The sequence below is a fragment of the Brevundimonas sp. NPDC055812 genome (genome assembly GCF_053616535.1).
The window spans coordinates 256,172-279,666 of record NZ_JBSHDX010000005.1 but is presented as its reverse complement, the minus strand read 5'-3'; the positions used below and the strand labels follow the sequence as shown (position 1 = coordinate 279,666).

General features: G+C 68.5%; 25 protein-coding genes. 10 read left to right on the top strand and 15 right to left on the bottom strand.

Translation table 11 applies throughout. The annotated features are described in order from the left end of the window. The first annotated feature begins 38 nt into the window (after window positions 1-38). Entirely contained in the window at window positions 39-1,340 is a 1,302-nt protein-coding gene (locus ACWGL1_RS10900; RefSeq protein ID WP_452112002.1) for an OmpP1/FadL family transporter, read from the top strand. A gap of 79 nt (window positions 1,341-1,419) precedes the next feature. On the opposite strand, the gene ACWGL1_RS10895 is transcribed toward ACWGL1_RS10900, so the two are convergent. The 3 genes from ACWGL1_RS10895 to ACWGL1_RS10885 all read right to left on the bottom strand — a co-directional run bounded on the left by ACWGL1_RS10895 (window position 1,420) and on the right by ACWGL1_RS10885 (window position 5,015). Then, window positions 1,420-2,919 carry a DEAD/DEAH box helicase gene (locus ACWGL1_RS10895; RefSeq protein ID WP_422388308.1) on the bottom strand — a complete coding sequence of 500 codons (1,500 nt, stop codon included), beginning with the start codon at window positions 2,917-2,919 and terminating at the stop codon, window positions 1,420-1,422. A gap of 268 nt (window positions 2,920-3,187) precedes the next feature. Continuing rightward, window positions 3,188-3,838, bottom strand: coding sequence for a DUF1345 domain-containing protein (locus tag ACWGL1_RS10890; RefSeq protein WP_452112001.1), 651 nt, complete (start codon window positions 3,836-3,838; stop codon window positions 3,188-3,190). A 61-nt stretch (window positions 3,839-3,899) separates the two neighbouring features. Continuing rightward, window positions 3,900-5,015 carry an aromatic ring-hydroxylating oxygenase subunit alpha gene (locus ACWGL1_RS10885; protein WP_291780036.1) on the bottom strand — a complete coding sequence of 372 codons (1,116 nt, stop codon included), beginning with the start codon at window positions 5,013-5,015 and terminating at the stop codon, window positions 3,900-3,902. A 99-nt stretch (window positions 5,016-5,114) separates the two neighbouring features. On the opposite strand from ACWGL1_RS10885, the gene ACWGL1_RS10880 reads away from it, so the two are divergent. The 3 genes from ACWGL1_RS10880 (at window position 5,115) to ACWGL1_RS10870 (ending at window position 8,922) form a co-directional block, all read left to right on the top strand. After that, a complete protein-coding gene (locus ACWGL1_RS10880) occupies window positions 5,115-6,053 on the top strand; it encodes an alpha/beta fold hydrolase (RefSeq protein ID WP_452112000.1) in 939 nt (312 codons plus the stop codon). Beyond that, on the top strand, window positions 6,050-6,670 hold the full coding sequence (locus ACWGL1_RS10875; RefSeq protein WP_452111999.1) for a methyltransferase domain-containing protein: 621 nt from the start codon (window positions 6,050-6,052) through the stop codon (window positions 6,668-6,670). Before ACWGL1_RS10880 ends, ACWGL1_RS10875 begins: the two co-directional genes overlap by 4 nt. 197 nt (window positions 6,671-6,867) lie before the next feature. Next, window positions 6,868-8,922: a transglycosylase domain-containing protein gene (locus ACWGL1_RS10870; RefSeq protein ID WP_338577664.1), complete on the top strand. Its 2,055-nt coding sequence runs from the start codon at window positions 6,868-6,870 to the stop codon at window positions 8,920-8,922. A gap of 30 nt (window positions 8,923-8,952) precedes the next feature. Here the strand turns inward: ACWGL1_RS10870 and ACWGL1_RS10865 are convergent, their stop codons facing one another. The 3 genes from ACWGL1_RS10865 to ACWGL1_RS10855 form a co-directional block, all read right to left on the bottom strand. Continuing rightward, a complete protein-coding gene (locus tag ACWGL1_RS10865) occupies window positions 8,953-9,663 on the bottom strand; it encodes a M48 family metallopeptidase (protein ID WP_338577663.1) in 711 nt (236 codons plus the stop codon). After that, on the bottom strand, window positions 9,629-10,909 hold the full coding sequence (locus ACWGL1_RS10860; RefSeq protein WP_452111998.1) for a polyhydroxyalkanoate depolymerase: 1,281 nt from the start codon (window positions 10,907-10,909) through the stop codon (window positions 9,629-9,631). The genes ACWGL1_RS10865 and ACWGL1_RS10860 overlap by 35 nt, the downstream gene beginning before the upstream one ends. A gap of 97 nt (window positions 10,910-11,006) precedes the next feature. Further along, the gene (locus ACWGL1_RS10855) at window positions 11,007-11,627 is read right to left on the bottom strand and encodes an SCO family protein (RefSeq protein ID WP_452111997.1); all 621 of its coding nucleotides are present in this window, start codon (window positions 11,625-11,627) and stop codon (window positions 11,007-11,009) included. A gap of 84 nt (window positions 11,628-11,711) precedes the next feature. On the opposite strand from ACWGL1_RS10855, the gene ACWGL1_RS10850 reads away from it, so the two are divergent. Next, entirely contained in the window at window positions 11,712-13,223 is a 1,512-nt protein-coding gene (locus ACWGL1_RS10850) for an ActS/PrrB/RegB family redox-sensitive histidine kinase (protein ID WP_452111996.1), read from the top strand. A gap of 69 nt (window positions 13,224-13,292) precedes the next feature. Next, the gene (locus tag ACWGL1_RS10845; RefSeq protein ID WP_291780060.1) at window positions 13,293-13,859 is read left to right on the top strand and encodes an ActR/PrrA/RegA family redox response regulator transcription factor; all 567 of its coding nucleotides are present in this window, start codon (window positions 13,293-13,295) and stop codon (window positions 13,857-13,859) included. Window positions 13,860-13,959: 100 nt separating this feature from the next. On the opposite strand, the gene mmcB is transcribed toward ACWGL1_RS10845, so the two are convergent. The 3 genes from mmcB to thpR are packed head-to-tail and all read right to left on the bottom strand — an operon-like array spanning window position 13,960 to window position 15,534. Further along, the gene (mmcB, locus tag ACWGL1_RS10840; protein ID WP_291780062.1) at window positions 13,960-14,406 is read right to left on the bottom strand and encodes a DNA repair putative endonuclease MmcB; all 447 of its coding nucleotides are present in this window, start codon (window positions 14,404-14,406) and stop codon (window positions 13,960-13,962) included. A 25-nt stretch (window positions 14,407-14,431) separates the two neighbouring features. Then, window positions 14,432-14,998 carry a GNAT family N-acetyltransferase gene (locus ACWGL1_RS10835; protein WP_452111995.1) on the bottom strand — a complete coding sequence of 189 codons (567 nt, stop codon included), beginning with the start codon at window positions 14,996-14,998 and terminating at the stop codon, window positions 14,432-14,434. Next, window positions 14,995-15,534 (bottom strand): RNA 2',3'-cyclic phosphodiesterase, encoded by a 540-nt coding sequence (gene thpR, locus ACWGL1_RS10830; RefSeq protein ID WP_452111994.1) that lies wholly within the window; start codon window positions 15,532-15,534, stop codon window positions 14,995-14,997. The genes ACWGL1_RS10835 and thpR overlap by 4 nt, the downstream gene beginning before the upstream one ends. 126 nt (window positions 15,535-15,660) lie before the next feature. Between thpR and ACWGL1_RS10825 the strand changes: the two genes are divergently transcribed. Beyond that, window positions 15,661-16,407, top strand: a complete 747-nt coding sequence (locus ACWGL1_RS10825; protein WP_346485503.1) for a Bax inhibitor-1/YccA family protein — start codon at window positions 15,661-15,663, stop codon at window positions 16,405-16,407. Window positions 16,408-16,556: 149 nt separating this feature from the next. Here ACWGL1_RS10825 and ACWGL1_RS10820 read toward each other — a convergent pair whose 3' ends face one another. Further along, entirely contained in the window at window positions 16,557-16,907 is a 351-nt protein-coding gene (locus tag ACWGL1_RS10820) for a DUF2794 domain-containing protein (RefSeq protein ID WP_338577658.1), read from the bottom strand. A gap of 155 nt (window positions 16,908-17,062) precedes the next feature. Between ACWGL1_RS10820 and ACWGL1_RS10815 the strand changes: the two genes are divergently transcribed. Next, on the top strand, window positions 17,063-17,860 hold the full coding sequence (locus tag ACWGL1_RS10815; protein WP_338578654.1) for an enoyl-ACP reductase FabI: 798 nt from the start codon (window positions 17,063-17,065) through the stop codon (window positions 17,858-17,860). Window positions 17,861-17,864: 4 nt separating this feature from the next. Here ACWGL1_RS10815 and ACWGL1_RS10810 read toward each other — a convergent pair whose 3' ends face one another. After that, window positions 17,865-18,269, bottom strand: coding sequence for a VOC family protein (locus tag ACWGL1_RS10810; RefSeq protein WP_338577657.1), 405 nt, complete (start codon window positions 18,267-18,269; stop codon window positions 17,865-17,867). A gap of 73 nt (window positions 18,270-18,342) precedes the next feature. Here ACWGL1_RS10810 and ACWGL1_RS10805 point away from each other — a divergent pair, with 73 nt between their 5' ends. Continuing rightward, window positions 18,343-19,530 carry a benzoate/H(+) symporter BenE family transporter gene (locus ACWGL1_RS10805; protein ID WP_338577656.1) on the top strand — a complete coding sequence of 396 codons (1,188 nt, stop codon included), beginning with the start codon at window positions 18,343-18,345 and terminating at the stop codon, window positions 19,528-19,530. A gap of 102 nt (window positions 19,531-19,632) precedes the next feature. Continuing rightward, the gene (locus tag ACWGL1_RS10800) at window positions 19,633-19,806 is read left to right on the top strand and encodes a YegP family protein (RefSeq protein WP_286952237.1); all 174 of its coding nucleotides are present in this window, start codon (window positions 19,633-19,635) and stop codon (window positions 19,804-19,806) included. A gap of 46 nt (window positions 19,807-19,852) precedes the next feature. Here the strand turns inward: ACWGL1_RS10800 and ACWGL1_RS10795 are convergent, their stop codons facing one another. The 4 genes from ACWGL1_RS10795 to ffh all read right to left on the bottom strand — a co-directional run bounded on the left by ACWGL1_RS10795 (window position 19,853) and on the right by ffh (window position 23,332). Then, window positions 19,853-20,557 carry a glutathione S-transferase N-terminal domain-containing protein gene (locus ACWGL1_RS10795; RefSeq protein ID WP_346485499.1) on the bottom strand — a complete coding sequence of 235 codons (705 nt, stop codon included), beginning with the start codon at window positions 20,555-20,557 and terminating at the stop codon, window positions 19,853-19,855. A gap of 83 nt (window positions 20,558-20,640) precedes the next feature. Continuing rightward, window positions 20,641-21,168, bottom strand: a complete 528-nt coding sequence (gene rimM / locus ACWGL1_RS10790) for a ribosome maturation factor RimM (protein WP_452111993.1) — start codon at window positions 21,166-21,168, stop codon at window positions 20,641-20,643. Between the two features lie 109 nt (window positions 21,169-21,277). Further along, a complete protein-coding gene (gene rpsP / locus ACWGL1_RS10785; protein ID WP_291780095.1) occupies window positions 21,278-21,772 on the bottom strand; it encodes a 30S ribosomal protein S16 in 495 nt (164 codons plus the stop codon). A 24-nt stretch (window positions 21,773-21,796) separates the two neighbouring features. Next, entirely contained in the window at window positions 21,797-23,332 is a 1,536-nt protein-coding gene (gene ffh / locus ACWGL1_RS10780; RefSeq protein WP_452111992.1) for a signal recognition particle protein, read from the bottom strand. Window positions 23,333-23,495: the final 163 nt, after the last annotated feature.

Below are 23,495 nucleotides of genomic sequence, written 5' to 3'. Positions count from 1 at the left end.
TTCTCAAAATGGTCGGCCCACGACATAGGTGAAGCGTAATGACTCCCAGGAACATGGCCCGCCTCGGCGGCCTGGCTCTGACCACCGCCCTGATGACGGGCGTCGCCGCCCCGGCCTTCGCGGGCTCCTTCTATCTGCAGGAACAGTCCGTGCGCGGCGCCGGACGCGCCTATTCGGGCGAAGCCGCCGACCGCGGCGTCGGCTCGATGTGGTGGAACCCCGCCTCCATCGCCCGCAGCGGCCGTGAAGTCTCGGTCGGCCTTCACGCCATCCGCATCGACTCCGAGGTGAAGAACGCCGGCTCCTACGTCACCTATCCGGGCGGCGTGGACGTGCCGGTGGTCAACCCGCGCAACACCGAGGTCGACCCGATCGAAAGCGGCCTGGTGCCGAACTTCGCCTTCGCCACGCCGATCGGCGACCGCTTCGCCGTCGGCGTCTCGGTGGCCGCCCCCTACAACTTCATCACCAAGTACGAACAGGGCTCCTTCGCCCGCTACGACGCCCTGACGTCGGAGCTGCGCTCGGGCGACGCCAGCCTGACCGTGGCCTATCAGGTCAACGACTGGCTGGACGTCGGCGCCGGTCTGAACGCCCAGTTCGTCAAGGCCAAGCTGACCTCGGCCATGCCGTCGGTGTCCCCCCTGCTGCCGGACGGCTCCTCCTCGCTGGAAGGCGACGGCTGGGACTTCGGCTGGAATGTCGGCGCCCAGGTCCACAAGGGCCCGTGGGACTTCGGTCTCAGCTATCGCTCCAAGATCGAGCACGAACTGGACGGCGACGTGAACATCGTCCTGACCGGCCCGCTGGCGCCTAACAGCGTCTCGACGGGCGGCACGGCCAGCTTCAACACCCCGTGGTTCGCCTCGGCGTCGGTCCGTTACGCCGTCAACGACAAGCTGACCCTGAACGCCCAGGTCAATCGCATCGGCTGGTCCGAGTTCCAGGCCATCACCGTCGAATATCCGGGCGGCGGCGACGTCATCCATCAGAACTACAAGGACGTCACCACCGGCGCGATCGGCCTGGACTACGCCATCAGCGACAAGACCACCCTGCGCGCCGGCGTCGGCTACGATCCGACCCCGACCCGCGACAGCCTACGCACCGCCCGCATCCCGGACGCCGACCGCTGGCTGTTCTCGGTCGGCGGCTCGACCGAGGTGACCGAGGGCGTCACCTTCGACGCGGGTCTGACCTACATCGCCTTCAGCGACTCGACGATCCACGACGACCGCGCCTTCTACGCCGGCACCCCGGCGGCCGTGACCTCGCACCTGCGCGGCGAGGCCGAAGGCTCGGCCCTGGTGGCCTCGATCGGCGCCCGCTGGGCCTTCTGATCCTCGCCTGACGACGGATACGGAAACGGCGGCTCCCGCAAGAGAGCCGCCGTTTTTGTTCCTGCGCCGATCTCGACGATCAGCCTTGAGCGCCGTGTCCCTTGCCGCCGTTCGACGGACGGCGACGACGAGGACGGCGCTTCAGCTCGCCGACCGGCTTGGGTTCGGCCTCGGGCGTCGCCCGGACGGCCGAGCGGGCGCGGTCGCCCGCCATCGGGTCATAGGCCGCCGCCGGGCGCTCGGCGTGATGAGTCCGGTCGCGTTGACCCTTGCGCTGACGGTGCGGCTGGCCGCCGCCCTCGGGCTTGACGCCGTCGCGACGCGGGTTGCGACGACCGCCGCCGCGGCCCTCGCCGCCCGAACGACCCTCGCGCTCGGGCAAGGTCGCCTTCTTGGCCACGCCCGCCGCCATGATGGAGGCGTCCAACTGGGCCAGGGCCTTGTCGTTGCGACGGTCGATCGCGGGGATCTTCTGGCGCGTGACCTTCTCGATGTCCTTCAGCAGCTTCATCTCGTCGCCGGCGACGAAGCTGATGGCGGTGCCGTCCTTGCCCGCGCGGGCCGTGCGGCCGATGCGGTGGACATAGGCTTCCGGCACATAGGGCAGCTCGAAGTTCACCACGTGGGTGACCTTGTCCACATCGATGCCGCGCGCGGCGATGTCGGTGGCGACCAGGACGCGCAGCTTGCCGTTCTTGAAGGCCTCAAGCGCGCGCTCGCGCTGGGGCTGGCTCTTGTTGCCGTGGATGGCCCCGGCCTCGACGCCGCCGGCCTCCAGATAGGCCGCGACCTTGTCGGCGCCGTGCTTGGTCTTGGTGAAGACCAGGCAGCGCGTATAGGCGGGGTCCGAGAACAGCTCGGTCAGCAGGGCGCGCTTCCTGCCCTGCTCGACCCAGATCACCGACTGCTTGATGCGCTCTACCGTGGTGGCCTGCGGCGTGACCTGGACCTTGACCGGGTCCTTCAGCAGCTCGCCGGCCAGCTTGCCGATCTCCGACGGCATGGTGGCCGAGAAGAACAGGTTCTGGCGCTTGGCCGGGATGCGGCTGACGATCTGGCGGATCGGCTTGATGAAGCCGAGGTCAAGCATCTGGTCGGCTTCGTCGAGGACGAAGATCTCGGTCGAGGACAGGTCCAGCGTCTTCTGCTGCAGGTGATCCAGCAGGCGGCCGGGGGCGGCGACCAGGACATCGAGACCCTGTTGCAGGGCGCGTTCCTGCGGGCCGTATTTCACGCCGCCGAAGATGACGGCCACGCGGAAGCCCAGGTGGGCGCCGTATTGCTTGAAGCTGTCGGCGATCTGGGTCGCCAGTTCGCGCGTGGGGCTCAGGATCAGGGCGCGCGTGGTGCGCGGCTTGGGCGCCACGCGGTTCTCGGCCAGGCGATGCAGGATCGGCAGGGCGAAGGCCGCCGTCTTGCCGGTGCCGGTCTGGGCGATGCCCAGCAGATCCTTGCCCTTCATGACGTCGGGAATGGACTTGGCCTGGATCGGCGTCGGCTTCTCATAGCCGGTCGCGGCCAGGGCGGTCAGGAGGGCCTTGTTCAGGCCCATGGATTCGAAGGTGATGGTGTCGCTCACGTCTGTCTTTCACGAACGGCGGCGCGCGCGGCTGGACAAGCCAGGCCTTCACTAGGGGCGCACGTCGCCTGCCCGAAGCTCGGGCGGGGAACGGGCGCCGCCCCGCGTGTATGGACGACGTATGAAATCGAATGATCCGGCCGCTCGACAGACAGGCCTTCCGGGGAGGGAAGCCCAACACGCGCTGGAACGCACCGGTCACCGCATTGTGCGATGCAGCGCAGATGGGCCTCAATAGCGGCCAAGTCAAGGCGAACTCGGCGAAAGCCTACAACAGGTTGACCGCCAGATTGACCGCCAGAGCCAGGATCACCGTGTTGAACAGCCAGGCCACGATGCTGTGGACGGTGGCGATGCGGCGCAGGCGCTGGCTGGAGATCTGGACGTCGGCGGTCTGGTTCGCCACGCCGATGATCAGGGCGAAGTGCAGGAAGTCCCAGTAGTCGGCGTCGTCCTCGCCCGGAAACATCAGGCCCTGACGATCCCCCTGGCCGGCCTCGGCGGGCGCATAGAACTCATGGGCGTAATGCAGGGTGAAGATGGTCTGCACGAACAGCCAGCTCAAGGCGATGGTGACCACGGTCAGAACCGCCGCCGTCGCCGTCGGCTTGCCGCCCGACGCCGCCATGAAGACGATGACGAAGACGCTGGCCCCCGCCGCCAACAGGCTGAGCGGCAGCACCGCCCCGCCCGCCTGGTCCAGCTCCGCCGACCGCGCGCGGATCACCGCCACCGATCGCGCCCGACTCAACCGCATGAAGGTCAGCAGCAGAAAGGCTGTCACACCCGCGTCCCAGGCGACCGCCAGCCGCATCGGCCAGCCCCAGACGACCGGCGAGACGGCGCTGGCCGCCGCCATCACCGCCAATCCCAACCAAAGGGCGAAGTGCAGACGAAAGAGGTGCGCGACCGGCTTCATGGCCGCATGATTGCGCCGTTCCGCACGGAACGGCCAGAGCTGCGCCGCCGGACTTCAGCCGTCAGCTCTTCCAGCGCAGCACCGTCTCCTTGATCGGATTGACGAAGGCGCGGCCCTCGGCGCGGCTCTTCAGCCATTCGCGCTTCAGCTGCTGATACCATTTGGCCTGTTTGTCGGCGTCGTCGATCCAGATCAGGGCCGGGTCGTATTTCAGCCCCTCGTTCTGCAGGTTCACCATGCCGCCGTCCTGCTTCAGGAAGGCGACGACGCCCATCCGCAGGAAGGGCTTGGCGATGCCGAACACCCAGTGATCGGACCAGAAGATCTGGGTGATGCGGGTCTTGGTCTCGCTCACCGGCGTCAGGCAGGTCAGGGCCAGCACCTGCTTTTCGCCCACCTGGATATGCTCCCAGCGATAGCCCGGCAGGCGGAAGGTGATCTCGGTCGCGGGCGCCCCGCCCAGCACCTTGTACAGGCGGCTGTTCGACGACGGCGCGTGACGCACCATGGCCCAGCCGAAGTCGACCGGGGCGAAGGTCTTGGCCTTCTCGTGCATCGAATGCTCGGACCGCCACCACCATTGCTGGTGGACATAGGGGCCGTGGGCGGGGTCCATCAGGCCGACGACGGCGTGGTCGATATGGCTGTCGAAATCCATCCACTCGACCAGACGGGGCTGGCCGACGGCGCCGGGGAACTGCGGCGGTTCCTGATCCGGCTCGGACGGGTTGCGGGCGTCCGCCGCCATCCAGACGAAGACCATGCCCTGGCTCTCGCGCACCGGGTAGGATCGGACCTTGATGCGGTTCGCCTCGAACGCCTGATCCTCGACCAGCGACGGGATGGCCGCGCAGACGCCGTCGGGCCGGAAGCGCCAGCCGTGATAGGGACATTCGATCGTCTCGCCCTCGCCCGGCTTCTCGACCAGCCGCCCGGCCGACAGCGGCGCCGCGCGGTGGGGGCAGATGTCGCGCATCCCATAGACCTCGCCGGCGCGCGTGCGGCCGATCAGGACCGGCTCGCCCATGATCTCATAGCGCTTCAGGCTGGCGACCGGCACGTCGCGCGCCAGGGCGACGAAATACCAGGCGTCGGTGATGAAGCCCTTGCCGAAAGCCGTCGGCGGGGCCTTGGCTTCTGGGGCGGCGGAAGATGCGGGCGCGGCGTCTGCGGTCATGGCCGCCTTGTAGCAGCAGCGACGGTCGGCCGTCCAAAGGCCATTCCCTTCCTCAGCCGATGAATTAATCTGGCGCAAATTCTCTTTGGGAGAGACGCCTTGATCCGCACCGCCTCCACCGCCCTTTTCGGCGCCGCCGCCCTGTTGCTGGCCGCCGCCCCCGCCGCCCTGGCTCAGGACGGCCCCGCCAATCACGCGACGCACGCCGCCTTCGCGTCCGATCGCCTCAGCGTGGTGGTCGACGGGCCGGAGGGCGCGCCCGACCTGATCCTGATCCCCGGCCTGTCGTCCTCGCCCGACATCTGGCAGGGCGCGGTCGACCATCTGGCCGGGCGCTATCGCGTCCACCGCATCCACGTCGCCGGTTTCGCCGGCGCCGCGCCGCAAGCCAACGCCCAGAGCGACGCCCCCCAGCCGGTCGGCGCCCCCGTGGCCGAGGAAATCGCCCGCTACATCCGCGAACAGCATCTGAACAAGCCCGCCGTCGTCGGCCACTCCATGGGCGGGACCATGGGCATGATGCTGGCCGCGCGTCACCCCGATCTGGTCGGCAGGCTGATGGTCGTCGACATGATCCCCTTCATGGGCGCCATGTTCGGCGCGCCCGGCGCGACCGCCGAGAGCGTGACGCCCGTCGCCGATCAGATCTGGACCGCCCAATCCGCCAGCCCGCGCGACGCCTACGTCGCCCAGGCGACAACCGCCATCAACGGCATGATCAACACCGAGGGCCGCCGCGAGGAGGCCCTTCAGGACATGCGCGACAGCGATCAGAAGGTCTCGGCCGCCGCCTTCCGCGAACTGGTCACGACCGACCTGCGCCCCGAACTAGCCCGGATCACCGCCCCGACCGAGGTGCTCTACGTCAAGTTCAACGACGCCCGCATGACCGATGCGATCACCGACGCCATCTATCAGGCGTCGTTCGCGACCCTGCCCGGCGCGAAGCTGAAGCGCATCGACGACAGCGCCCACTTCATCATGTTCGACCAGCCGACGGCCTTCTACGGCGAGCTGGACGCCTTCCTGGCCCGATGAGCCATCCGGCCGCGGACCGGATCGTCGGCCTTTATCAGGAGAAGGCGGCGGACTGGATTCGCGACCGAGGCTCTGTTCTGCGCCGGGATGAGGGCGACTGGAACGAAGCGGCCTGGCTGGGCCGCTTCACGCAGGGCTGGCCGCCCGGCGCCCGCGTGCTGGGCGTCGGCTGCGGCTCGGGCTGGCCCATGGGCGCCGCCCTGCTGGAGCGCGGATTCGAGGTCATCGGCCTCGACGCCTCGCCCGGCCTGATCGCCCATGCGCGCCAGACCCTGCCGGGCGGCGACTGGCGCATCGGCGACATGCGCGAAACCCTGCCGGACGGCGCCTTTCACGGCGTTCTGGCCTGGCACAGCCTGTTCCATCTGACGCCTGAGGCGCAGACGACGGTCCTGCCCGCCCTGGCCGCCCGCGTCGGCCCAGGCGGGCGGCTGATGTTCACCGCCGGTCCCGCCCACGGCGAGGCGATCGGCGAATGGCGCGGCGAACCGCTCTATCACGGCAGCCTGGACCCCGACGCCTATCACGCCCTGCTCAGCGAGGCCGACCTGACGGTGGAGAGCGCCGGCGATCAGGGCGTCTGGCTGGCCCGGCGCGCCATTCTTTCGGCGAAATAAACGCACACGCTGGCGTGATCGGAAACGGGGGCGTTTTCGCGGGCGACGTGAACGGCTAGAGCGAAATCGGTTCAGTTGGACTGCGTTCAACTGAACCCAGATATTCGCTCCAGCTTAATTCTGGACCATTGTTCTAGGTTCAGTCGATTCCGACTGAACCGAAAATGGTCTAGGGTTCGCGCCGCTGGCATAGAGGGATGTTCATGGCGCGCAAGGACCGCGGACCCGACGGGAACGATCAGGGCGGAGGAAAACCGCGTCGCACCTTCATGGGCCGTCTCTTCTACTGGGGCGCGGTTCTGGCCGTCTGGGGTCTGATCTTCGGCGTCGTCTTCTTCGCCGTCTTCGCGCGCGACCTGCCCGACACCTCCAGTCTGTACGAGGTCGATCGCCAGCCCTCGATCACCTATCTGGACCGCTCCGGCGCCCTGATCGCGGTGCGCGGCACCCAGATGGCGCCGCCGGTCGATCTGGACGCCCTGCCCGACTACGTGCCGGCCGCCTTCGTGGCCATCGAGGACCGCCGTTTCTACCATCACCCCGGCTTCGACCCCATCGGCATGAGCCGCGCCATGGCCTCGAACCTGAAGGCCGGGCGCGTGGTCCAGGGCGGTTCGACCATCACCCAGCAGTTGGCCAAGAACCTGTTCCTGACGCCCGATCAGAACATGAAGCGCAAGGTCCAGGAACTGATGCTGGCCGTATGGCTGGAAATGAAGTTCTCCAAGAAGGAGATCCTCGCCCTCTATCTGAACCGCGTCTATTTCGGCGCCGGCGCCTATGGCATCGAATCCGCCTCGCAACGCTATTTCGACAAGAGCGCCGACAAGCTGACGGTCGGCGAGGCGGCCCTGCTGGCGGGTCTTCTGAAGGCGCCCTCGCGCTATTCGCCGGTGTCGGAGAGCGAGCGCGCCGCCGCCCGCGCCAACGTCGTTCTGAACGAAATGGTCGAGGTCGGCGCCATCACCCGCGCTCAGCGCGACGCCGCCGTGGCCGAGCCGGTGCGGGTGTCCAAGACGCTGGCCAGTCAGCACGCCCAGTACTTCATCGACTGGCTCGACAAGCAGATCCGCGGCCTGGTCGGCGAGCCGACCGAGGATCTGGTGGTCGAAACCACCCTGGACCTGACGCTGCAGACCGACGCCGAGCGCGCCGTGCGCCGCATTCTGGACCGCGACAAGGGCAAGGGCGTCGAGCAGGCGGCCCTGGTCGCCCTGGACGGCGACGGTCGGGTGCGCGCCATGATCGGCGGTTCGTCGTATGGCGACAGCCAGTTCAACCGCGCCGTCGACGCCCGCCGCCAGGCGGGCTCGGCCTGGAAGCCCTTCGTCTATCTGGCGGCGGTCGAGGCCGGCTATACGCCCGAGACCCCGGTGGTGGACCAGCCGGTGACCATCGGCGGCTGGTCGCCGCGCAACTACTCGGGCCGCTTCTCGGGCCAGATGACCCTGGCCCAGGCCGTGGCCCAGTCGACCAACACCGTCGCCGCCTATGTCGCCGACCAGGTCGGGCGCGACAGCGTGGCTCGCGCCGCCCGCCGTCTGGGGATCAGCAGCGAGATCGGCCTGCAGCCCTCCATGGCCCTCGGCGCCGTCGAGGTCAGCCCGCTGGAGATGGCCCAGGCCTATGACGCCTTCGCCAACGGCGGCCGCCGCGTCGACGCCTACGGCATCAGCCGCATCCGCACCCCGTCTGGGCGGGTGATCTACACCCACGGCCCGTCCGAAAGCGGCCAGGCCATCAACAATCCGCCGCTCTACTACATGAACCAGATGCTGCGCGGGGTGATCACCTCGGGCAGCGGTCGTTCGGCCGCCATCGGCGGGCGCGACATCGCGGGTAAGACCGGCACCACCTCGGACTACAAGGACGCCTGGTTCGTCGGCTACACGGGCGGCTTCGTCGCCGCCGTCTGGGTCGGCAAGGACGACAACAAGCCGATGGCCCGCGTCACCGGCGGCTCTTCGCCCGCCGCCATCTGGCGCGGCTTCATGGAGGCGGCCCTGCCGCGTCTGGCGGTCCAGGCCATCCCCAACGGCCCGCCCCTGCCCGAGGGTTGGATCCCGCCCGACCCCGTCGGCGACCTGATGGGCCAGGTCGAGGACCCCTACGCCACGGCCGTTCCCTACGACGACGCCCAACCGCCCGTGGTCATCGACGGCCAGGCCCCGCAGGCGGCCCAGCCGCAACAGCCCCCGGCGGCGCGACCCGCTCCGCAACAGCAACGCCAGCCCGACGCGCTGTTTTTCTAGGCTTTCCTTCTCCCCTTGTGGGAGAAGGATTTAACCGACCGCGTGAAGCGCCGCGCCATGCTCGCGCAGCCAGCGTCGGTGCGGGCGATGATCCCCGACCAGACGGGCCACGACCGCCCAATAGGCCGGGCTGTGGTCGGCGTGGACCAGGTGGGCGACCTCGTGCGCGGCCAGGTAGTCGGCCACCGCGGGCGGGGCCATGATGACGCGCCAGGAATAGCGGATCGAGCGGTTGTGCGGACTGCACGAGCCCCAGCGCGAGCGGGTGTCGACGATGGACACCTTCACCGGCTTCTGGCCCAGAGCCTTGAGGTGAACCTCGGTCCGCTCGACCAGGAAGTCGCGTGCGGCGCGACGGAACCAGTTCTCGATGCGTCGTGAGAAGGCCTCGCCCTCTCCGCCCGAGCGCAGCACCGGCCCCTCGGCCGTTTCGACCAGGCGCGCCGCGCCTGCGCCGCCCGTCGCCTCCAGCCGCAAGGGACGCCCCTGCCAGCTCACCTCGGCGCCCGGCGCAAACGCCAGGGTCTCGGCCCGCGCGGCCAGCCGTTCGGCGATCCATCCGGCCTTGGTGCGGGCGAAGGCCACGACTTCGCCCAGGCGCCGCTCGCTGGGAGCGACGGCCACGGCCTCGCCGGCTCGGGCGTCAATGCGGATCGACAGCCGACGCGCGCGCGGATTGACCGACAGCCTCAGGGCGCCGCCGCCCTCAAGCGGCAGACGCTGACCGTTCCGGTACGACACTGACAGCTTCATTGCTGGCGATGAAATCGCGCACGCGCGGATAGATCTCCTCGCGGAACCGGCGGCCGTTGAAGACGCCGTAGTGGCCGACCTTGGGCTGGACGTAGAGCAGGCGCCGATCATCCGGGATGTTCGGCGTCAGGCCGTGCGCGGCCTGGGTCTGACCGACGCCGGAGATGTCGTCCATCTCGCCCTCGATGGTGGCCAGGCCGATGTCCGTGATCGCGGTCAGATCAACCGTCTCGCCGCGATGCTGCAACAGGCCGCGCGGCAGCAGGTGCTGCTGGAAGACGATGTCGATGGTCTGGAGATAGAATTCCTCGGTCAGGTCCAGCACCGACAGATACTCGTCGTAGAACTGCTCGTGCTTCTCAACCCCGTCGCCGTCGCCCGCCACCAGATCCTCGAAATAGCGGCGATGGGCGTCGAGGTGCTTATCCTCGTTCATCGACATGAAGCTGTAGAGCTGGACGAAGCCTGGATAGACCCTCCGCCCGACGCCCGGATAGGGCCAGGGCACGGTGTGGATCATGTTCGACTTGAACCAGGTGAAGGGCTTTTCCTCGGCCAGCTGGTTCGTCACCGTCGGCGACAGGCGGGCGTCGATGGGCGAGCCCATGAAGGTCATGGAGGCGGGCCGGTTCGGGTCGTTCTCGGCCGCCATCACCGCGCAGGCCGCCAGCACCGGCGGCCCCGGCTGGCAGACGCCGACGACGTGGGCGCGCGGCCCGACCGCCGCCAGCATGGCGCGCACATGGTCGATGTAGTCGTTGAAGTCGAAACGGCCCTCCAGCATCGGCACCTGGCGCGCGTTAGACCAGTCGGTGACATAGACGTCGTGGTCGCGCAGGAAGGTCTCGACCGTGCCGCGAAGCAGGGTGGCGTAGTGGCCCGACAGGGGCGCCACGATCACCACGGCGGGCGCGGCGGCGAGTCGGCCCGCGCGCTTCAGGTCGCCGATGTTGCGGGCGAACCGCACCAGACGGCACCAGGGCGAGGACCAGACGACCTGTTCGGTGGTGCGGACGGCCTTGCCGTCGATCTCGATCGTCTCCAGACCCCAGTCGGGCTTGCCGTAGCGACGCGTCAGACTTTCGAACACTTCAGCCGAGGCGTAGGCGGTGCGGCCGATCGCCGTATCCGACGCCGGATTGAATGGAGAGGTCCAGAACTGGCGGGCCATCTGGGCCCCGATCCGGAACGGCGTCGCCGAATGATAGGCGAGCTCGTGAAAAGCGTAGAGCATGAAACCCCGACTGCGGCCCCCGCCGATGTGGAACGCCGATCATACAGGGTGCTGCGTCGCAAAAAAGACCGGCCTCGCTTCGTTCAGGGAAAGGTGATCAGCCCTTCTCCATCGCATTTTCGATCAGGGTCGCCGTGCGGCTGGGGCCCAGGTCGTGGGCGACGGCGCTGCGGAACTGGCCGTCCGGCCCCATCAGATAGACGGTCAGGCCGTGATTCATGGTGTAGCCCTCGCCCTCGCCGACCTTCTGATAGAAGGCGCGGTACTCCCTGGCGACCTGGGCCACCTGTTCCGGCGTGCCGGTCAGGCCGATGACGTCATCCGGGAAGCCGTCCGAGGACAGATAGTCCTTCAGCATCTGCGGCGTGTCGCGCTCGGGGTCGATGCTGATGAAGACGATCTGCATATCCCTGGCTTTGTCGCCCATCCGCTCCTGCACGGCGTTCAGCACGCCAAGCGTCGTGGGGCAGTAATCGGGGCAGTAGGTGAAGCCGAAGAAGACCAGGCTCCACTTGCCTTCCAGAATCGACTGATCGACGACCTGGCCGTCCTGATTGGTCAGGGTGAAGGGGCCGCCGACCAAGGGCTGGCCCGTCGCGACGTCCGTCGTCTGGGCCGCCTGCTGGCGACCGCCGACCACCACCATGGTGATCAGGCCCAGCGCCAGGGCGATGACCGCGCAGGCGGCGGCGAACAGGATCACGGGACGGCGGGGCATGGCGTCTCCTCGGCGGAAGGGTCATTCGGCGGGCGCGACACGGCGCACCGTGCAGCCGCCCTGCGCCCGGTCTATAGAAGAGGGGTGAGCCCTACAGAAGCCCCCATTCCGCCGCACGTCCAGCCGCCCGCCTCGCCGCACCTCCTGGCCCTGGCGGGAGGCGAGCTGGCCGGCCTGCCGGAGCTGCCCCGACGCGGACGCGGCCTGTCGCTGCGCACCCTGATCGTGCTGCGCTGGCTGGCGGTGATCGGCCAGACCTCGGCGATCCTGACGGCCTATTTCGCCCTGCACTTCCCCTTGCCGTTGTGGGAGTGCCTGACCGTGATCGGCGCCGGCGTGGCGATGAACCTGGCCACCATGGCGCGGGCGCGGCGCATCGACGGCAGCCTGCCCGACGGGCCTCGAACCGCCGCTCAGCTGGGTTTCGACATCCTGCAGCTGGCGACCCTGCTGGCCCTGACCGGGGGGCTGGCCAACCCCTTCTGCCTGCTGCTGGTGGCGCCGGTGACCATCGCGGCGGCCGCCCTGCCTGCGCGCCAGGCGGTGATCCTGGGGATCATGGCCCTGATCGCCGTGGGCTTCCTCTTCTCTTGGTCCCTGCCCTTGCCGTGGCGGCTGCACGAACATCTGGAGCTGCCGGGCCTCTATCGTCTGGGGCTGGGACTGGCCCTGGTGACGGGGGTGCTGTTCACCGCCGGCTACGCCTGGAAGGTCGCCGCCGACGCCGACAAGCTGGAGCTGGCCCTCGCCACCACCCAGGACGTCCTTCAGCGCGAGCAGAGGCTGGCGGCCCTAGGCGGCCTGGCCGCCGCCGCCGCCCATGAGCTGGGCACGCCCCTGGCCACCATCCAGGTCGTCGCCAAGGAGATGCTGCGCGACGCCGTCCCCGACAGTCCGGCCGCCGAGGACGCCGCCCTGATCCTGCAACAGGCGGAACGCTGCCGGGCCATCCTCAAGCAGCTGTCGGCCCAGCCCGAAGAGGGCGACCCCCTGTTCACCGACATCGACCTGAAGGCCCTGCTGGAAGAGGTGGCCGAGCCGCACCGGGGCTTCGACCTGGACTTCGAGATCGCCGTCAAGGCGCCGCCCGGACACCCCGTGCCGCGCGTCCGCCGCCTGCCCGAGATCGTCCACGGCCTGTCCACCCTGGTCGAGAACGCCGCCGACTTCGCCGCCCGCAAGGTGCGGCTGACCGCCGTGGTCGACGCCGGCTGGATCGAGATCGACATCCTGGACGACGGCCCCGGCTTCGCCTCCGAGATTCTGCCGCGCCTGGGCGAGCCCTATGTGACCAGCCGCCCCCAGGCCAAGGCCCGTCGCGCCCTGGCCGCCCAGATCGCCGCCGCCTCGCGCCCCGCCCGGCGCGGCCGCCGCGCGGCGCCGCCCCCGATCACCGCCCCCATCGCCCCCAGCCAGGGCGGCATGGGCCTGGGCTTCTTCATCGCCCGCACGCTGCTGGAACGCACTGGCGCCAAGGTCTCGGTCGGGTCCGGAGACGGCGAGAAGGGCCAGCCCAAGGGCGCCCGCGTCTCCATCCGCTGGCCGCGACAGGCGCTGGAGGCGCCGGTTTCCGCCATGGAGTCCGGTGGAACCTGATGTCGCAGTCGTCGGCTTCGCCCTTGACCCTGCGCCCATGACGCACGACCTGAACCGCAGGAGAACCGCATGTCCGACCTCGAACCCCAAGTCGCCGCTCAAGTCGCCGCCCTCGACGACAAATCCCTGTTGCTGCTGGATGACGACCAGGCGCTGCGCACCCGTCTGGGGCGGGCGCTGGAATCCCGCGGGTTCGCCGTCACTGTCGCCGGCTCAGTGGCCGAGGCGAACGACGCCCTGCGCCAGGCGGTCCCGGCCTTCGCCGTGCTGGACATGCGGCTGGAGGACGGCAACGGCCTGAAGGTGGTCGAGATGATCCGCGAGCGGCGCGAGGACGCCCGCATCGTCATGCTGACCGGTTACGGCGCGATCGCCACGGCCGTCGCGGCGGTCAAGGCCGGGGCCGTCGACTATCTCCAGAAGCCCGCCGACGCCGACGACGTGGTCAAGGCCCTGCTGTCCACCGGCGAGGCGCCCGAGCCGCCGGAAAACCCCATGTCGGCCGACCGGGTGCGCTGGGAGCATATCCAGCGCGTCTATGAGCTGTGCGACCACAACGTCTCCGAGACGGCCCGTCGCCTGGGCATGCACCGCCGCACCCTTCAACGCATCCTGGCCAAACGCGCGCCGCGATAGGCTGCGCCTATCGCTTCATTGTGGGGCGCTATGCTCGCGACGCGGTCGCTCGCGACTTGAGCGCATTGTTCTTCTTCTTCTCCCCTTGTGAGAGAAGGCGCTACTCCCGCATCGTCCGGAGCGCGCCCAGGCGGGCGAAGGCCAGGGTCAGGGCCTTGCGGCGCGCGGGAGCGAGGGGCGTCGCCGGCGCCTCGCGCACCACCGCCCCGCCGAAGCCGTCAGCGACGATCAGCCCTGGCTCGTCGGGCAGGACGCCCTCAGGAAACTCCGGCGCCACGGCGAAATAGAAGGCGTCGCAGAACGGGCCGTACTCATGCCACTTCCGGTCGACGCGATAGTCGTCGATCCCCGACTTCACCTCGCAGATGACGATGTCCCCCTTCGGCCCCAGGGCCATGACGTCGGCGCGCCGTCCATTGGGCAGGCAGACCTCCAGCAGGGGCGCATAACCCATGTCCGCCATCAGCCGGGCGGCCCCACGCGTGACGGACAGGGTCGTTTCAGGGCGGCTGAAGACCAGTTCGAGGTGAAGCGCGGCGGCGGGCATTCGCCTTTATGTTCCGCCTATGTTCCTATCGCAAGCGCTGCCGGTTCAGACGCCACTGATCCCGCGTCTGGCCCCACAGATTGACGGCGTGCTCATGGAAGGGCGGCGGCATGACGGCCAGTCCGCGATTGGTCGAGCCCAGCCGTTCCGCCACCTTCTCCGACGCCCGGTTGTCCGGGTCGATGCAATGGATCACGTCCGCCCAGTCCAGCACGTCGCAGGCGTAGTCCATGGTCGCGACGGCGGCCTCGATCGCATAGCCCTTGCCCGTGGCGTCGGGGTGCAGGCTCCAGCCCACCTCGCGGCCCGGCCAATCATAGGGATGCAGCGGCCCGATGCGGCCCATCCACAGGCCGGTCGCCTTCTCGATCACCGAAAACATGCCCTCGCCATGCAAGGCCCACATGCCCGCGACCGAGGCGATGGTCCGCCAGACCTGATGCTTCGACTGCGGCCCGCCGATGAAACGAGTCGTGTCAGGGTCGGCCTGAAACTCCGCCCAGCGCGGAAAATCATCCAGCGTCGGCGGACGCAGGAACAGGCGCTCGGTCTCCAGCGTGGGACCGAGGGGCGAAGCAGGGCGTTCGATCACAACAGATACTCGCGTTCTAGGGTGTAGACGCTGCCATCGCCGGTCAGAACGCTGGAATAAAGGCCGAAGCGATCCACGCGGATCGGCGGCGACTTCAACAGGTTGTGTCCCGCGATCCAGGCGCCGATGCGGTCCGGGTTCGCCTGGGGCTTCAGATAGGCCAGAGTGACGTGCGGGCGGTATTCGCGCTTTTCAGGCGGGACGCCCGCCCGTTCGCCCGCCGCGCGGCAACGCCCGGCCAGGACGCTCAGCGGCTCCGACCGGTCCAGCCCCGCCCACAGGGTGTGGCTGCGATGCGCGTCTCCGAAGGCGCCGACGCCGTTCAGTGTGACTTCGAACGCCCCTCCGCCCTCGGCCCGGGTCAGTTCCGACGCCAGATCGTCGGCCGTGCGCTCGGACGCCTCGCCATAGAAGGCCAGGGTGACGTGCAGGGCGTCCAGCGGCCGCCAGCGGGCGCCCGGCAGGCCGGACTGGCGCCGCGCCAGGGTCTCGGCGACGTCCTCGGGAATGGCGATAGCGGTGAACAGGCGCAACATGCGACCCTTGGTAGCGGGCGGAACCGGCGGCCGGAAGTCCGGTTTTTCTTGCATGGACGTCCCCGCGTCCCGATATTTGAGCCACGGGTCGGGATATTTCCGGCCACATGGGAGACTTCTTTCGCGATGAGCGATTTCAACAACGGCTATGCGCGCCCGCTTCCGCAGTCGGCGGACATGTCCGTCGACGCCGGCCTGCGCGCCTTCATGCTGGGCGTCTACAACAAGCTGGCGATCGGCCTGGTCGTCGCCGGCGCCCTGGCCTACGTCACCGGCAACGTTCCTGCGGTGCAGCAACTGCTGTTCGCCCGCATGCCGGACGGTCGCGTCGGCCTGACGATGCTGGGCATGATCATCCAGTTCTCGCCGCTGGTCATGCTGTTCGGCTCCATGTTCTTCATGAAGAATCCGACGGCACGGGGCGTGAACATGCTCTACTGGGCCGTGGTCGCCACCATCGGCGCCGGTCTGGGCGTGCTGTTCCTGCGCTATACGGGCGGTTCGCTGGCTTCGACCTTCTTCGTGACGGCCGCCGCCTTCGCGGGTCTGAGCCTGGTCGGCTACACGACCAAGAAGGACCTGAGCGGCATGGGCACCTTCCTGATCATGGGCGTGATCGGCCTGATCATCGCCTCGATCGTCAACATGTTCATGCAATCGGGCGTGATGTATCTGGTGATCTCGGGCGCGGGCGTGCTGATCTTCTCGGGTCTGATCGCCTATGACACCCAGCGCCTGAAGATGACCTACTACGCGCTCGGCGGCGACAAGAACGCCATGGGCGTGGCCACGGGCTTCGGCGCTCTGAGCCTGTTCATCAACTTCATCAACCTGTTCCAGTTCCTGCTGGCCTTCATGGGCAGCCGCGAATAGGGCTTCTTAAGCTGTGACGCGGTCACGGCCGACTTGAGCGCTGGGCCTCAAGCAGCCCGAAGGGCGGCAGGCCAAAAAAAATGAGGCCCCGACGGCGACGTCGGGGCCTTTTTCTTTGCCTCAATGACGACCGGCAAACCCGGCGCCGCCTACTCCACCACCGTGAAGCGCCGGCTGTCGAAGACGCGCAGCACCTGGGCGAGGTCGCGGCCGCGCTTCAGCACATGGCCGCCCTCGCCGATCACCGCCCACTGCCCTTGTTTCAGGCGCAGCGCCGGGCGCTTCTCGATGCGGTAGAGCGGCGCGTCGCCGTGGCGACGAAAGACGGCGAACTCGGCGTGGTCCCTGCCTCCGGCCATGGCGTAGTCCCGCCATTCGCCCGCCGCCACCATGCGTCCATAGATCCGCAGCATCTGGTCCAGCTCGCGGCGGTCGAAGAAGACCGGCCCCGGGGAAGCGCCTTGCGGCTGCGCGTTCGAACTGTCGACGTCGAAGCTCATGGCTTCAACTTAGGCCGCCTGCGGAGAAACGCCAGCTTCGCAGATTGAGCCCGAGCCGAGGTCTGGGCGCTTGTCACCCGCCGCGCGCCCGTCCAAAAGGCGGATCAAGTTCTAGATACGGAGACGAACCCATGGCGACGAGCGAAGGCTGGGACATGCCCACCGGAGACCTCATGAAGGGCAAGAAGGGCCTGATCATGGGGGTGGCCAACTCCAACTCCATCGCCTGGGGCATCGCCTCGCAACTGGCCGCACAAGGCGCCGAGCTGGCCTTCACCTATCTGGGCGAAGGGCTTGAGCGCCGCGTGCGCCCGCTGGCCGAAAGCGTCGGCGCCAAGCTGCTGATCCAGGCTGACGTCACCGACGACGCCTCCATGGACGCCGCCTTCGCCGAACTGGAAAAGGAATTCGGCACGATCGACTTCGTCGTCCACTCGGTGGCCTTCGCCAACAAGGATGAGCTGAAGGGCTCCTTCGTCGACAACACCACCCGCGACAGCTTCCTGCTGGCCATGAACATCTCGGCCTTCAGCTTCGTCGACGTGGCCAAGCGTTCGGCCAAGCTGATGCCCAACGGCGGCGCGATGATCACCCTGACCTATCTGGGCTCCGAGCGGGTCATTCCGAACTACAACACCATGGGCGTGGCCAAGGCCGCGCTGGAAGCCGCCACCCGCTACATCGCGCGCGACCTGGGGCCGAAGGGCATTCGCGTCAACGCCATCTCGGCGGGCGCCATGCGCACCCTGTCGCTGGCGGGCATTTCGGGCGGGCGCGGCCTGCACTCCAAGTCGGCGCAGTTCTCGCTGATCAAGGAAGAGACCTCGATGGAAGGCGTCGCCGGCGCCGCCCTGTGGCTGTGCTCGGACCTGGGCCGCTCGACCACGGGCGAGGTCGTCCACGTCGACGCCGGTTTCCACGCCGTCGGCCTGCCGGACGACATGGAAGGCTGAGTCCTCAGCGGACCGCAGCGCCCCGGCAGCAGGCCTCGATGTTGTTGCCGTCGGGATCCAGCACGAAAGCCCCGTAATAGTCCCCGGCCCCTTCGCGGGGGCCGGGCGCGCCGTTGTCGCGGCCGCCCGCCGCCAGGGCCGCCCGATGGAAGGCCTCGACCATGGCCTTGTCCCGCGCGACGAAGGCGACGTGCATCTGGTTCAACCCTGCGCGCGAACCCTCGACCCAATAGGACGGCCGCGTGGTCCCGATCCACAGATAGGGAATGGGCTGTTCGGCGCTGTGGCCGAACAGGAAGGACTCCGGCGAATTACTGGCGGTCTGCAGGCCCAGAGCCTCCGCCACGGCGTCATAGAAGCGGCGGGCCGCCGTCAGGTCCGAAACGATGATCCCGGTGTGGTCCAGCATGACGACTCAAACGACGCCGGAACGGCGCCCTTCCCCTTTGCGAAGCGTTGCGGCGCAGCCTAAGCCATAGGGCATGAGCTCGTCCCGCCTGCCGCCTTCTCCCAGCATTGTGGCCGCCAGCTTCTCGGCCGCCGCCGTGGCGACCGTCGTCGGCTTCGGCGGCACGGTCGCCCTGGTGGTGCAGGCCGGCCAGGCCATGGGGGCGGCGCCCGCCCAGATCATCTCCATGGTCACCGCCTTGTGCCTGGGCATCGGCCTGCCCGGCGCAGTGCTGAGCTGGCGGCTGAAGATGCCGGTGGTGCTGGCCTGGTCGACGCCGGGCGCGGCCCTGCTGGCCGCCTCGACGCTCGGCCTCGGCTGGTCGACGGCCGTGGGCGCCTTCGTGATCGCCGGGCTGATGATGGTGCTGACCGGCCTGATCCCGGCGCTGGGCCGACTGGCCGAGCGCATTCCGGCCGCCGTGGCCTCGGCCATGCTGGCGGGGGTGCTGCTGCCCTTCTGCCTCAAGCTGTTCCTGGTGTTTCCGACCGATCTGACGCTGGCGGCGGGTCTGCTGCTGGTCTTTCTGGTCATGCGCAGGCTGGCGCCCGCCTGGTCCCTGCCCGCCGTTCTGGTCGCCGCCTTCGCCGTCCTGGCCCTGCGCGGCCAGGTCGCCCTGCCCGAGGGAACCGGCCTGTTCGGCGCCCTGTCGCCGGTCATGCCCGCCTTCGACTGGAAGGCGGCGGTCAGTCTGGCCCTGCCGCTGTATCTGGTGACGCTGGCGTCGCAGAACCTGCCCGGTCTGGTGGTGCTGCGGGCCGCAGGCTACGCCCCGCCCGCCGGAAAGCTGATCTTCTGGGGCGGGCTGACCAGCACCCTGCTGGCGCCTTTCGGGGCGCACGGCGTCAACCTAGCCGCCATCACCGCTGCCATCTGCACCGGGCCGGACGCCCACCCGGACGCCGCCAGACGCTGGACCGTGGGGGTGATCTACGGCCTGTTCTATCTGGTCGTCGCCCTGTTCGCCGCGCCGCTGGCCGGCCTGTTCATCGCCATGCCGACGGGAGCGCTGGCCGCCATCACCGGCCTGGCCCTGATCGCGCCCCTGACTGGATCGCTGGGGGCGATGATGGGCGAGGTCAAGGATCGCGAGGCGGCGGTGCTGACCTTCGCCGCCACTGCGTCGGGCGTGGCCCTGTTCGGGGTCGGTTCGGCCTTCTGGGGCCTGGCTGTCGGCTTCCTGGCCCTGGCGGCGCGGCGCTGGATTCCCTCGCGCGGCTGAGCCGCTTCGCCGCCTTTTACATTTCACGCCCTTTACGGCCCGAGCGGGGCCGTGGCAGCTTCTCCGCCTCGGCCGACTGGCGGCCGTCAGAGCGAGGCGATCATGGCGCACAAGTTCGAAGTCTATCAGGACAAGGCGGGCGAGTTCCGCGTCCGATTCAAGTACAACTCCGAGATCATCTTCTCGACCGAGGGCTATTCCGACAAGTCCGGCGCCAAGCGCGCCATCGAGTCCATCAAGAAATACGTGCCGGACGCTCCGACCGAAGAGATCTGAGCCTGCGCGGGGGCGCGGCGCATCGCCCGCCCCCGCAACTCTCGCCTTACGGCCGCGCCGGGATGTTCAGGCCCCGCTGCACGGCCGGGCGCGCCAGGCCGCGCGCCAGCCAGGCCGCGACGTGCGGGAAGTCGGCGTAGCCGACCAACTCGCCCGCGCCATAGTGTTCGACCAGATTGCGCACCCAACCCAGAATGGCGATGTCGGCGATGGTGTAGTCGTCGCCCATGATCCAGGCGCGATCTTTCAGCCGCCCTTCCAGCACGCCCAGCAGGCGTCGAGATTCCGCGACGTAGCGATCGCGCGGGCGTTTGTCCTCGAAGGCGCTGCCTGCGTATTTGTGGAAGAAGCCGACCTGGCCGAACATCGGGCCGATGGCCGCCATCTGGAAGAAGACCCACTGCAGGGTCTCATAGCGCGCCGCCGGATCGGTCGGCAGGAACCGCCCCGCCTTTTCGGCCAGATAGACCAGGATGGCGCCGGATTCGAACAGGGGCAGCGGCTTCCCGCCGGGCCCGTCCGGATCGATGATGGCCGGGATCTTGCCGTTGGGATTCAGCGACAGGAACTCCGGCGTCCAGGTCTCGTCCTTGCTGATGTCGACCAGATGGACCTCATAGGGCAGGCCCAGTTCCTCCAGCAGGATGGAGACCTTCACCCCGTTGGGAGTCGGCAGGGAATAGAGCTGAAGCCGATCCGGATGCTGCGGCGGAAACTGGCGGGTGACGGGAAAGGCGGACAGATCGGCCATGGAGCGCTCCAACAAGAGGTGTCCCGCTCATGTTGGAGGCGTCGCCGCCATCCGCAACCGCCCATGCGGCGAATGTCCGTGCGTCAGTCTTCGTCGCGTTCGCTGACTTCGGTCGGGCGGACGATGCGCAGCCAGCCCTCGCTGATGTGCAGGTCCGGCGCCGCCTCGCGCGTGAAGGGCAGATACCAGGTCGGGCCGCCCTCGGCCGGAGCGATCTCCAGCATGTCGTCGGCGCCGAAGTTCTGGACCGACTTCACCTTGCCCAGCACCACGTCGGCCGGATCGCGCCCCTCCAGGCCGATCAGGTCGGTCAGGTAGAACTCGTCTTCGTCAGGCTCAGGCAAGGCGTCGCGGGTGACGAACAGCTTCTGGCCGCGCCGGGCGTCGGCCTCTTCCTTCGTCGCGACCTCCTTGACCCGCGCCACCACCCCGGCCTTGTCCGGCCGCGCCGAAAGCAGGGTCAACACCGGCTTGCCGTCGGCGCCGAGCAGCGGCGAATAGCCGACCAGGGCCATGGCGTCGGCGGTATAGGCGCTGATCCGGACCTCGCCCTTCACGCCGAAGGCGCCGCCGATCTGGCCGACCAGGATCAGTCTGTCTTCGCTGCTCATGGCCGGGCTCCGTTTGCCGATGCGATGGGTCCAGATAGCAGAAAAGCAGCGCCCCGGAAGGACGCTGCTTTCCCGTCTCAACCGGCCGGAGCCGGATGAACAATAAGGCTTAGGCCTGCTCTTCGGTCGCCTCGGCGGCGACTTCAGCAGCGGGGGCTTCTTCAGCCGGAGCTTCTTCCACGGCCGGAGCGGCGGCGGCGGCGGCGGCGGCTTCAGCGGCCTCGGCCTTGGCGGCGGCTTCGGCTTCCAGGCGGTCGGCTTCGCGCTGGGCGCGCTCGGCGGCGCGTTCCTGGGCCTTCTTGCCCGGCTCGGCCTTCTTGGGGTTGTTGCCCTGGACCCACTTGACCTTCTGGCCCAGGGTCTCGTCCTGCGACAGGAAGCGAGCGACGCGGTCGGTCGGCTGGGCGCCCTTGGCCAGCCATTCGCCGATGCGCTCGACCTTCAGGACGACGCGCGGCTGGGCGCTGTCCTTCGGCAGCATCGGGTTGTAGCTGCCGACGCGCTCGATGAACTTGCCGTCGCGCGGGCTGTGCGAGTCAGCGATGACGATGTGGTAGTAGGGGCGCTTCTTGGCGCCGCCGCGGGCCAGACGAATCTTCAGCATTTTCAGTCTCTTTCTAGAAGGTCGTTATTTCTTTTTGGGGAAGCCCGGCAGACCCGGAAGGCCCCCCGGAAGTTGTCCGCCGCCCAGGCCCGCAAGGCGGTCCTGAATGGCTTTCATTTCATCGGCCGAGGGTTCCGGCATCTTGCCGCCGCCCAGGGCCTTCAGGCGGTTCATGTCGGGACCGCCCCCGAGTCCACCAGCCCCCATGCCGGGCAGGCCGCCCATCATGGAGGCCATCTTCTGCAGGTTCTTGCCGCCGCCCTTGGACAGCGACTTGACCATGTCGGCCATCTGCCGGTGCTGTTTCAGCAGGCGGTTGATGTCCTGAACCTCAACCCCGGCGCCCTTGGCCACGCGCTTCTTGCGGCTGGCGTTCAGCAGTTCCGGCTTCTTGCGCTCGGCCTTGGTCATGGAGTTGATGACGGCCAGCTGGCGGTCGATCATCTTGTCCGAGACGTTGTTCTCGGCCATCTGGTTCTTCAGCTTGGCCACGCCGGGCAGCAGGCCCATGATGCCCTGAAGACCGCCCATCTTCTTCATCTGGTTCAGCTGCCCGGCCAGGTCGTCCAGATCGAACTGACCCTTGGCCAGCTTGCGGGCCATCTTCTCGGCCTTGGCCTGGTCCAGCTCGCCCGCGGCCTTCTCGACCAGGGCGACGATGTCCCCCTGCCCCAGGATGCGGCCGGCGACGCGGCGGGCGTCGAAGACGTCCAGCGCATCGACCTTTTCGCCCGCGCCCAGATATTTGATCGGCAGGCCGGTGACGGCCCGCATCGACAGCATGGCGCCGCCGCGACCGTCGCCGTCGGCGCGGGTCAGGATCAGGCCGGTCAAAGGCAGGCGCTCGTGGAAGGCGGCGGCGGTGCGCACCGCGTCCTGACCGGTCAGGCTGTCGGCGACCAGCAGGGTCTCAACCGGCTGGGCGATCTGGGCGACCTCGGCCACCTCATTCATCAGCCCTTCGTCCAGGGTGATGCGGCCAGCGGTGTCGAGGATCAGGACGTCGAAGCCCTGCAGCTTGGCCGACTGAAGCGCGCGGCGGGTGATCTGGACGGCGCTCTCGCCCGCCACGATGGGCAGGGTCGCGACCTCGATCTGCTGACCCAGGGTCGCCAGCTGTTCCATGGCCGCCGGACGACGCGTGTCCAGCGAGGCCATCATGACCTTCTTCTTGTCGAACTTCGACAGACGCAGGGCCAGCTTGGCCGAGGTCGTCGTCTTGCCCGAGCCCTGCAGACCGGCCATCAGCACGACGGCGGGCGGGGTCGCATTGGTGTTCAGCGGAACCGGCTCTTCGCCGCCCAGCATGTCGACCAGGCCGTCATAGACGATCTTGACCACCTGATCGGCGGGCTTGACGGCGCGGATGACCTCTTCGCCGGTCGCGGCCGTCTTGGCGCGGGCGATGAAGTCCTTGACCACCGGCAGGGCGACGTCGGCCTCGAGCAGGGCGACGCGGACCTCGCGCAGGGCCTCCTCGACATCCTTTTCGGACAGGGCGCCGCGGCCGGTGATCCGGTCGAAGACGCCTGTCAGCCGCTCGTTCAGAGCCTCGAACATTCAAACCCTTTCATGCGCCTGGGCCTTCGCCTCCGTGAGAAACGCCCATAGACGGGCGACCTCTGCGAACGATCACGTCGACAGAGGCCCTCTCCCGCCTCGTCCTGAAGAAGATCAGGGGTCGTGCGGGTGGAGGCGCAGGTTCAATTGCGCCGGAAGTCGC